The organism is Nostoc sp., from assembly GCF_036917455.1.
Taxonomy (GTDB): domain Bacteria; phylum Cyanobacteriota; class Cyanobacteriia; order Cyanobacteriales; family Nostocaceae; genus Nostoc.
In genome coordinates this window covers 108,127-119,372 of record NZ_JBALDK010000035.1, presented here as the reverse complement: position 1 = coordinate 119,372, position 11,246 = coordinate 108,127, and the positions used below count along the sequence as shown (strand labels likewise).

General features: G+C 45.1%; 2 protein-coding genes. Both read right to left on the bottom strand.

Features of this window, described 5'->3' with window-relative positions; all coding sequences use genetic code 11:
- Positions 1-209 precede the first annotated feature (209 nt).
- Positions 210-5,657, bottom strand: a complete 5,448-nt coding sequence (locus V7K42_RS03790) for a phytase (protein WP_334913678.1) — start codon at positions 5,655-5,657, stop codon at positions 210-212.
- A 213-nt stretch (positions 5,658-5,870) separates the two neighbouring features.
- Entirely contained in the window at positions 5,871-11,237 is a 5,367-nt protein-coding gene (locus V7K42_RS03785; protein WP_334913676.1) for a CARDB domain-containing protein, read from the bottom strand.
- Positions 11,238-11,246 lie beyond the last annotated feature (9 nt).

Sequence of the window (11,246 nt, the reverse complement as noted above, 5' to 3'; positions counted from 1 at the left end):
TTTTTTCGTACAGACTAGCTAATTTAGAATGATTGCGTTTAGGGGCTATAGTCTAGCCCCATAAAGGCTTTGAACGTTTTCGGAGATGTCTAATCGTTATGCACATAATAGCCAAATTGGACAGTGCGTAAGTCCTACTTTATTTCTCGGTAGGGGTAATTCATGAATTGCCCCTACTACGTGTGGTTTGGCGTAAGTCTTAGAACAAATTAAGCCACAATGCTAGGCGAGAAAACAAAGTCATTTACAGTCAGGCTAGTTGAGGTAATTCCTTGCAATAAAACCAACTCTGTATTTCCGGTTTTAACTAGAGTGTCACTACCCTGTTGCAATAGTGCGATCGCACTAAACTGAGTTACGCCAATGCCGCCCAGCCCAATTTTATCAATCCCGATTGTAAAGTCAGTAATGATGTTCTTGCTAGCTGGCAAACTGGCATTAGCAATCCAGAATTGATCTGCACCAGCACCACCACTCAGACGATTGCTACCTCCTTGACCAGCAAATAGCACATCATCACCATCGCCACCAAATAGCGAATCATTGACATTAGAGAAGAGTTTATCATCACCGGAACCACCATACAGACGGTTATTGCTGCCGTTACTGGTGAGAGTGTCGTTACCTAAGCCACCGAATAATGATTGGCGAGAACCTTCAATTATTGTGAGAGTATCATTACCTTCCCCCCCAAACAAATTATTAACACCATTGGCTTCCACTACGGTAATAACATCATCACCATTACCACCATCAGCATTGGTATTTTCAGCCGCGCCATTTTGACCAATAAATATTTGATCGTTACCGTCATTCCCTGATACTGAAGATTCACTCCCTGCAAGCACTATGTCATCACCATTTCCAGCCAGAATTGTGTTATCATGAGTGCCTTCTACCAAGTCTGCTCCGTCACCTGCACTAAAAAATTGTCCTGGCTCAAGATTGACAGTATCGCTGTTACTAGAACCAAAACCGTTGGGGAAAGTAGGCTGTGCAGTTGTCAGGTTATTGGGTAGTTCGAGAATGCCGAGTTTCTCAGCTGGTGTATTGCCTGTAATGTTGAAGTCGTTGTCGTTAATCAAGGCTAGGGTATTAGGTGCTACCAGTGCCAAACCTTCTAATTTTTCTACCCCGGTGTAACCCAACTGAGCAGCATTAGCAATCAAACTCTTGGTGACAGGAGTAATATTGGCAGCAGCTAACTCAGCAGAGGTCAATTGTTCAATGGTTTTACCATCTGGCAAGGTAAAGTTAGCAGGGTTGTTGATGTTGGTTGCCCCAGCTAAATCAATTTGGTAAATTAGTTTATTGCTAGCAGATGTACCATTGTCATCTCGCTCAACTACTGCAAATTTGCCGTTACCCAAGGAAACTGCATCGCCAATTTTATCGGTTCCTGGTAAACCTTGCAGAAGATATAAATACTCTCCTGTTACCTGCTTGGTGACAATATCAAACTCCAGAATTCGCAGGTTTAGAGAAGCTTTAGAAGTTGCATCATTGGCAACATCGGGATTATCGATCGCACTTTGAATAAAGGCATATAATTTATTACCTTGAAGTGCTACAGCTTCAAATCCCCGGTTATTACGGCGTTGGGCATAAACTGCTGGCAATACCTCTGTACCAAAAGTTCCCGATGCTCGATCTGGGTTGGGTGCGGTGGCAGTTCCTTGAGGGATAAAGCGATCGCTCAGTTTACCATTAACATCAAAGTGGTAAATTGCGGGACGGTATTCATCTACCATCCAGTAGTCTCCATTTTCCGCAATTACAATCCCTTCTAAATCAGCACCCAAAGGATCGTTAGCTAAAACATTGTTGTCTAAGTCAACGGCAATTTCATCAGTATAAGCAGTACCATTTGCCCCAGCTTGCAAATTAGGCAATCCCGTTAATGGGGTTGTACCATCTTGGCGGAATAGTCCAGTTCTTTTGGTAATGCTGATTTCGCCTGTGGTGCGGTTGAGTTCAAAGCTAACTATTTCTGGTTGAAAGCCGGGTAATAAAAATGGTCTTTTGACACCATCAGGTTCTCCATTGGGGCCACGGTCTGTATTGGTGACAAATTTTAAGTTGCCATTTGCTGCAAACCCTTGGAAATACAAACCAGAAAAACCACCCAAGAAAATATCTTGACCTTTAGAAGTTGTTCCTAACTTGGGTAGGTCTTCAAATTCATAAATAGTTAGCTTGGGTTGAGCAACAGGATTGCGGGGATCGTAACTTGTGGTGTCAATATTTAAAGAATTGGGCAAGGTATTGGCAATATTTTCCCAAGGCACTAACTTAAAGTTAGAACTGACGTTTTCACCATCAATTGTCTTAGCAGGTTCATTGGAGCCATCTTGAGTGACAAATAAACCAAATGGGAAGTTAGGCCCCAGTGGTACGTTAATCACATCTGCACCATCTGACTCTTGTACGCTGTCAATTGACCCATTATTACCAATGGCAAAGTTGCCCACATATTCGTTGTTACCTTCACGAGTGTAGGCAACAAAGGTGCTATCGCCTTGGCTGGATGCTAACAGATAACCTGTGCCGTTTTTGCCGTAGTATATGGTTAACCCTTCTGCATCATCAGTCAGGTGAGAACCACCCTCAAAACGGACGCGATCGATTAGCTTGCCTGTTGTGCCCCCGTCTGGTTCTGCGGCGAATTTCCAGATACCTACATCTTCTTGGGCTATGTAGAGAAAGCCGGTTTCTTGGTCAACTACCATACCCTCTGTTTGAGGAGAACGGTCTGCTGCTGTGGGCGAGGGGATGGTGAACTCTCGCACCAGTTCCGTTCCGATTTGGCCATTACCTTTGTCAATTAGTTTGAATTGAGCTATATCTCCAGTTTGGCGGCGACTGGTGAAGACATAGTAATCATTAGTTACAGGGCTACGGTATAAGGTAAGTCCGTAAGAACTGCGAGTTGATGCGGAATAGGGAGGTTCAAAAGGTGAGGTTTGGAAGATTGTGCCAATATTACTATCAGTGATATCTTCCAGGTAGTTACCGTCTGCGCCAGGGTTGGGGTTAATTTTGAAGATTGCCAGTTTATCATTTTGGCGATCGCTAGCCACAGCAATATCAATAGGTTGATTGCCTAATTTAAAACCGTATTGGAGGTCAATATTGTTGTAGCGAATACCACCAGGATTAACTGTCTGCAACAAATTACCAGACAAATCATAAACCCGTAGTCCGGCATTTTTGACTGAAGTTAGGACTAAACTATCAGCAGCATTTGTGGCATTAACATAGATGGCAGGGTCATCAGCATCAGCATTTTGATCTACAGCAGGTAGTGCTGGATCTTCATCGTCAAATAAACTAGGACGAGTTTCTACTGTAGGTGCAGCAGTGGGAACCAAGTCTGCACCCAAGGTAAGGATTTGGGTATATTGACTGCCACTAAAGTTGTTGTCACTCACCAGCACAATAGACTGACGACCATCTGCTAGTTTAGGGCCGAAGGCAAGACCTTCTATATTATCTACCCCTGTAATCGGGTGATTTGCATCAGTAGGCAGATTCAAGTCAGTGAAATTCAACAGTAAGCGCTTTTGGGCGGGTTTGATAGCAGCTAGTTGTTCAGCACTCAAATTATTGAGAGAATTGTAGAAACTAATGTCTGTTGCACCTTGCAAAGAAACTTCGTAGATTTTGATGGTGTTGCCTATACCTTGGGCAAATGAGCGTTCTAGGGCGAGGAAAGTACCACGATTATCTATTGCCAATAAATCCGCCAAACCATTGTCAGCAGAACCTGTGCTTGGGTTGGGTGCTTCGGGAATTGCATCGGTGATGTAGAGGTATTCTTTTTCTGGTTGTCCAGTAACTAGATTGGATTGCAAAATTCGGGAAGGACTACCACTGGTCAGGGAAGCCTTTAATCCATCTTGGGATAGGGCGTTTTCGGTGGCGGTAAATAAAGTTTTCTGGTCGGGTGTGATAGTGAGGCTTTCAAATGCCAGGTTATTGTATACACCTGATATCTGCGTATCTCCGGCATCTATAATACCATCGCCGTTAGTATCTTCAACTACTGGCAGGAATTTGCTGGGGATAGGTAGCGATCGCACTTCTTGACCTGTAGCTAAGGAAAACTCTTTAATGAAAGGATTGGTAACACGACCAGCATTAAGATTAACCTCGCCTTCAGAAGAGATAAAGACCGTCCCCTTATTGGTTAAAGCAATACCTTCTGGGTCGAGGCTGTTGGTTGCAAAAAAGTTGCCGTTGGTATCCTTTAAAGGTGTGACATTAGTAAAATTCACCCCATCAACAGTATTGAAAGTATAAAAACGGGCAGGGGCAACTTGAGAGCGATCGTCTGAGATAGCATAGTAGCGGTTGTTCTCTGCATCATAAGTAACGCCAGACAATCCACCTAATGGAGTTTCTACTCCATTTACAGTTCCCGCAGCCCCAGCAGGAATAAAGCCAGTAGCAAAGATAGTCTGTCTTTCAAAGCCTACATTAGGAATGGTATTACCTGGTTGAGTCGGCCTAGTTTGCACATCTGCGCACACCAAGCGATGGTCAGAACTGGGGAAGGGAAAAGTACCGACTGGGGAGAATGTCGGGTCAGTATTTAAAGGCCAAAAGATTCCTGAGTTGGTAATTGTTAGGTCAGCAGAGGGTAGGACGTAATCAGTTCGCAGGTTTCCGGGAGTTGTATCGGCAAAGTCTGCGGTATCAAAGCTAGGATTCCCTTTTTGGTTAGTGTTTGCACCACCTTGTAAGTCTGCTTGTTGGGGGCCGCCAAGGCTGGTGGGGATGACATTAGTATTGATATTAGGATTTTGCAATAGTTGCCGGATAGCGTTGTCATAACTATCACCATCTATAGGATCAGCATTTTGATCGCCCATAATCACAAAATCTGAACCAGCAACAATACCGCCCATTTTCCCTGCATCATCATAGATGTAATCATTTTTGCCAGGGGTTATGTAATCTGCCCAAAAGCGGATTTCGTCATGGTTGCGTTTGCCGTTGCGGTCTTCTTCTCCATCAAAGGTTGGTGGTGTAGGGTGGCTGGCGAGGATGTGAATTGTCTCACCGTTTACTTGGATGGGTACATCCCAGTGACTTTTAGAAGAAAGGCGTAAAACTGCCAGTTCATCCTCAGAATACCAATCATTTGGCTGTGGTGTTGTCGGATCGTCGGGAAGCAAAGCATTGGGCATATCCTTCCAGAGGAAGTTTTGGAAGGTGCGGACGTTTGCGGTATCAATGGGATATTTGGACAGCAACAACATTCCATATTGACCAGAAAAATTACCGAATCCAAAGGCATCGTCACCATATCCGGCTGCACCTGGGGTTGTAACTGCTGTGCCGTCGTTGTTCAAGTCAAAACCAGAGGCAATACCCGTGTTGGAAGGAGCGATGTAAAAGTAAGGGTAGTCAACGGGAGTTGAAGCATTCTGGCTGACTGCAAGGTAATTTTGCTTGAATAGTTGAACTGCTTCTGGGGAGTAATCAAACTCATTTAAAAGCAGTACATCTGGATTATTACGCTGGATAATTTCTGCAACTGCTTTTGCTTGAGGATTACCCTGGGTAGACAGATCGGTTACTAACTGCCCTTCTGCGTTGCGATTCAAGGAAGCATTGAACTGAGAAAAGCGAATTGTGTTTGTTGTAACCATAAGTTTAGGAAGTTGATTCAAGATATTAGAGTGTTTGGAAAATTGGATTTATGGAGGAGTTAGGAACCGCAGAGAAGCCAGTGCGCCCTTGCGGTTCCCCGACTTGTAGCAACTGGCGCGACACAGAGAAATGAGAGTTTGAGAGCTATTTTTTCTTGCAAAGCCTTGATTACAAACTCTTTCTCTGCACCTCTGCGTGAGATAAATGATGCGTTAAACAAAGACGAAACGAGTATCTGTTGCCAAATTAGTGTTACGGTTTAACCCGGTTTCTACAACAGCAATCAATTCCGTTCCATTGTTGGTGAAAATGCCCACAGCCGATCTCACTGACCCTAGTGAGTAATTGTTGGGAACTCCCTTAAGCTGAATCCGATCGCTTGCTTGGAAGCTGACAATATCGGCATAATCACTGTTGCGGGAACTGGCATAAAAAACTGAAGTGGCATCACCCAAAACGTAGGTATCTGCTCCTCCATCGCCGTTGAGGAGGTCGATTTCGTTTGTGCCACCCCCCCAACCAGTTAGGCGATCGCTATTATTGCCACCAGATATGATGTCATTACCAAGCCCACCAAAGATTGTGTCATTGCCATCCCCCCCAAGGAGGATATCGATACCGCCTTTACCATCAAGGTAATCATTGCCTGTTCCACCGTCGATCGCTTCACTGGCATTAGTGCCGATGACGCGATCGCTCCCAGCTAGGGCATTGACTATGTATTTGTTCAAACCAGTAAGTTGGTCGATAAAGATGATATCGTTGCCAGATGTCGCCTTATTATTGGCAACAGTCAGGTCAAAGTTATCGCTAACCTTGCCACCTTTACCATCAGCCGCCGTGACTGTGACTGCAAAAATGCCGACTTGGGAAATATTGCCGGATATCACACCTGTGTTTGCAACGATACTAGAGCCAGTGGGTAAACCCGCAGCACTGTAACTGAGGGTATCAGCTCGATCGATGTCAGCAAATTTGTTACTCACATCGAAAGAGAAGGACTTGTTCGTAGAGATAATTTTGTCATCAAGGGGTTGCACTAGCGTCGGGGCATCGTTGACACCAGTGACGGTGACGTTAACGATCGCAGTAGATTGTAAACCTTGACTGTCTGCGATCGCATAACTAAAACTATCACTGCCTGTCTGCCCTTGGGATAGAGAGTTAAAACTTGAGGCTGTGTAAGTCAAGTTTTGCGTAGTTGGGTTAAAGGAAACTTGCCCTTTTGTGCCAGTAGTGTTCACAGAAATGATGTTTTTCGTGTCTCCAGCATCGGGGTCAGTATCGTTACTGAGCAAGGTGGTATAGAGATTAGATGTTGTTGCGGATTCGGCAACGTTAACTATATCAGCTACGGCTGTAGGTGCTTGGTTCGCAGGTAGATTAAACCGAGCTAGGCTAGGGTCGTGGTCGCTATCCTGATCGGCAAACTCGGAGTTGATGTGAACGACATCATACCCATCCAGTTTGTTGAGCAAGCTATTACTCACCAAAATGTGGTCAAGGGTTTGAGCATTGCCTTCAAAGTTGTAGGTATAACGCTCATTTTGAGGCAAAGTTTCAATTAAGGAAGTCAGTCCAGCGCTTTCTACGGTGCTAACAGGGTTGGAAAACTCAAAGTCATTTAAATCACCCGCGACTACTATATTGGCATTGGGGTCGATCGCTAAAATATTCTGAACAAAGTTTTTCACCAACGTTGCTTGTTGCTGGCGCTGCACTTCACTGCTCAAGGTTGGGGGTTGATTTGGCCCGTATAAAGGTTGGTCGCCACCTTTAGAATTAAAGTGGTTGCCAATTACATAAACAGTTTTCCCGTTGAAAGTAAATTGCCCAACTAATGGTTTGCGACTGCTAGTAAAGGCTGAGTTAGTGGGGTCAATCAAACCAGGGCTAGCAGAAACCGTGGGAACACCTCCAACGTTGCTGACTGTGGTGCTAGAGGTAGAAGTACCACCGGGGGTATCTACAAAGCTGACACGATTGGGATTAAATAAGAAGCCGACGCGGATATTTCCACCAGGTTCGCCGCCATTGGTATCATCTACTGGGTTAATTTGGCGATATTGATATGTGGGGCCACCAGCAGCAGTAATTGCATCAATTAATGTTTGGAAGGTAACGCTGGCATCAACTACGCTATCATTCGTTGGCCCATTATTATCCTGAATTTCTTCCAAAGAGATGATATCTGGCGATCGCAGGTTATTGACAATGCGGCTGGCAAGGTTGTTAAACTTGGTGGCACCATCACCGATATCAAGATTTTCGACGTTGAAGGTAGCAACTGTCAGTTGGTTAGTGGTGGGAGTTAAATTAGTGACTTCCTTCGTTAGCGTGTTTGAAGTCACTGTAACCGAGGTGGGTAGAACTTCGTAGTTACTGAAACTATAATCAACCACACCCTTAATCGTGGCGAAAGTTGCACCGACGTTAACCTGCGGTGAGTTACCAGAGGTAAACAGGGTATCATCGATTTGGATTCGCTCTGGATTAAAATCGTTAGGGCTAATAGCAATACCACCGCGGGCTGTGCGTCCGGTGGCATTAGCGCCATTGTCTGCCAGTAACCAAATCTCCCCAAAAGAATTAGTCGGGCTAACTGCGACAGGATTATTTACCTGTACTAGCATTCCTTCCAAGCTTTCGTAGAAATCAATGCCATCCTGGGCAGGGTCGAAGGTGGTGGTTCCTGTTTCGATATTACCGTTAGTATCGTTATCAATTACCGAAGTTGGAATAGTTCTGCCACCATTACCCAAAATCGTCGCAGTTGGTAAAGCATTTCCACTAGAGAGTTTGACAATTGTGGGGCTAATAATTTCTGTGGTGGTCAAGTTGTTAGCACCAGTAGCACCACCAGGACGGAATTCGCTCACCGTACCGCCAACAAGTACTGAGTCGCCTATTTGGACAGTTGGGGCTGATGAGGTGAAAACAAAAATCCCTTCGGAGGTGCGATCGTCGTTATCCGGGTTGGGATCTTGCAAATAGAAGCCGTTAGATTTGATGACTGTAACAATTCCTGGTACATCACCTACTTTTTGCCCGTTTAACCCAGAGATGTGAGATGCGCCTTGGATGTCGTGAATCCGGGGAGTGAGGACTACAGCGCCCAGTGTAATACTATCGGTGCGGAATTTTTTGAAATTGTTCTCTGATAAATCTTTAGCTGCTGTGCCGTCGTTGTAGAGAACGCTGTTGCCATCATCGCTGACGAATTGAATTTGAGAGGTATTTGTCAAATTATCAGGGATGGTGATAATTCCTTCCGGGTTGAAGCTAGCAGGGAATGTAGCCGCCCGTAATTGCGCTTGGCTATGGGGATTGCCATCCCAAGTGTAGAGGCGGAAATCGTTGGGGGCTGTTCCTGCGTCTCCTGCTGGCCCGGCAATAATCGCATACTGGTTATTAGCATTTTTGCGAATTTCCCGAATACCCCGTCCGCCTAAATCTAATTCGATAGGAGCGCCAAATTGTGCCGAGCCTTGTGTACCACCACCACTAGCTGATATCAAGCTAGCAAAGTTGGTAACGGGGACGATGAGCGCGTTAGCTCTTCCAGAGGGGGGAACTTGAGGAGCGCGGAAGGCAATATAAGCTGTGGTGTTGTCGGGGGCAATTTCCAAGCCTTCGATATTGTATCCATCTGATTGTTTTGACCCGACATTAGTTGCAGCACTAGCAGCCAAGCCGTAGTAATTTGCTCCTTTGCCGTGACCATTGGTGACATCCCAATTAATGATGTCTTCTTTTAAAAAGTTGTAGCGACCCACATAGCTGAGTGTGGTGGATGCTCCTGTACCAGTAATATCTGTGGCAAAAATGCGATCGCGGTTAGGACGATTTTTCCCATCATCGCTATTGCTTTGTGACCCCAACCAGAAAATGCGATCGCCTACCTTGGTTGAAGCTTCGAGATCCACCTCTCTGAACGCGCCAGAACCGTCAGTCTGTGTCAGTCCTAGAGAGTTTGTAAAGTCAAAACCAGTTACAGGCAGTCCCGACTTGCTGTAATCGTAAAGGCGCAAAACTTGATTTTCATCATCCGCTTCTAAAAAAAATGTCCCACCCACAGGAATGGCTGTAGAAGCATCGCTTGTACCTGTTAAAAATTGAGTTGTAGCAGTACCATTATTCGCCGATGCTGCATAAGCGATCGCATAATTAGCAGTACTACCACCATCATTGACTGTTACTGTAATATTGGCAGTACCAACACCTACAGGATTAATTTTCAGATTACGGTTGCTGCCAGTGCCAGTTAGTGTAAGATTGCCGTCAGGAACCACAGCCCCATTACTGCTAGTGACTGTTACAGTCAAATTTTCTACAGGAGTATCAGAATCGGCGATGGTAAAGTTTACGCCTAGTGTCTTTGCCGGATCGTTAGCATTGCCAATGGTGCCGCTAATTGCCCCTGTTCCTGTAGTAGCTAAAGCACCGTTAGCATCTAAAAGGTCTGTGGTGCTAGCTGTATCTAGTTGAATAGTTGGTGCTTGTCCCACCATTACATTGTTAACTGTAGTTGCGATCGCAGCAGCACTATTGTTAGTTTCATCACTCTCAGCAATGGTGTTGTTCGGATCTACAATTGCTGTACCACTGGCGAGAGTACCAGCAGAGTTAGGGGTGACGCTAATAGTCAAGGTGGCAGTACTACCAGCATTTATGCTGCCACCAGAAAAGGTGACGACACCACCAGATTGGCTAGCAGTAAAGCCGTTGGCAACAGTTGTACCGTTAAAGATTATCCCACTGGGCAAAGTATATTCTACTGAAATGCCGTTGGCATTGGCAGTACCACTGTTACTGACAGTGAGAGTGTAGGTTAGGGGGTTGCCAACAATTACCGGATCGGGGGAATCTGCTTGGCTGATGGTGAGGTCTGGTTGAGAACCTGCACCGCCGGAAACAGTAATGCTGCCGGTTGGTAAAGTAGTTGCACCAGCAAACGTCCAGTTAGCGGCATTGTTAATTGCTGCTAACCACTCAGCTTTTGTCCCACTGCTAAGTGTATTGAGATTGAATGTGGCGGAAGTTGCCGAGTTGTTAAACAGAACTGCTGTATTACCAGCTTGAGATAAACCTGGGGCTACATTACCAGTATTTGATGAGGTGGCATCTTCAAATGCACCAGTGTAGTCAATTTGAGAAATGGCTGTAAAACCCGATAATAACGGGCTTGTACCTGTAGATTGCAAAGCAATGATTTGGTCGCCGTTAGTTAAACCTGTACCTTGGGAAAGAGATAGATCCGCATAATTACCTGATGCGGGCGGCGCAACTGACCCCGATTTAGCCCAAGTGAAATTAGGTGAAGATGTGTCAATGCTGCGAATAACAGTACCCGCAGGAATATCAACATTAGCAGTAAATTTAATTACGTTCTCATTCCCATCAGCATCAGTGTTAGATACGCCTCGAAAACCTGAACCAGTCCAGCCATTATCAGTGAAGTAAATAACTGTACCTGAGCCAATAGCAGTCAGGTTAACGAAAGAGAAGGAGTCAGGGCTACCATTATTAATGTAACCAACGATCGCTATATCGCCAGGAGTAAAAATTGTTGATGTCATAAATAGTGC

Coding starts and splice junctions, on each gene's coding strand:
- V7K42_RS03790 (WP_334913678.1), bottom strand. CDS start 5,657: ATGGTTACAACAAACACAATTCGCTTTTCTCAGTTCAATGCTTCCTTG.
- V7K42_RS03785 (WP_334913676.1), bottom strand. CDS start 11,237: ATGACATCAACAATTTTTACTCCTGGCGATATAGCGATCGTTGGTTAC.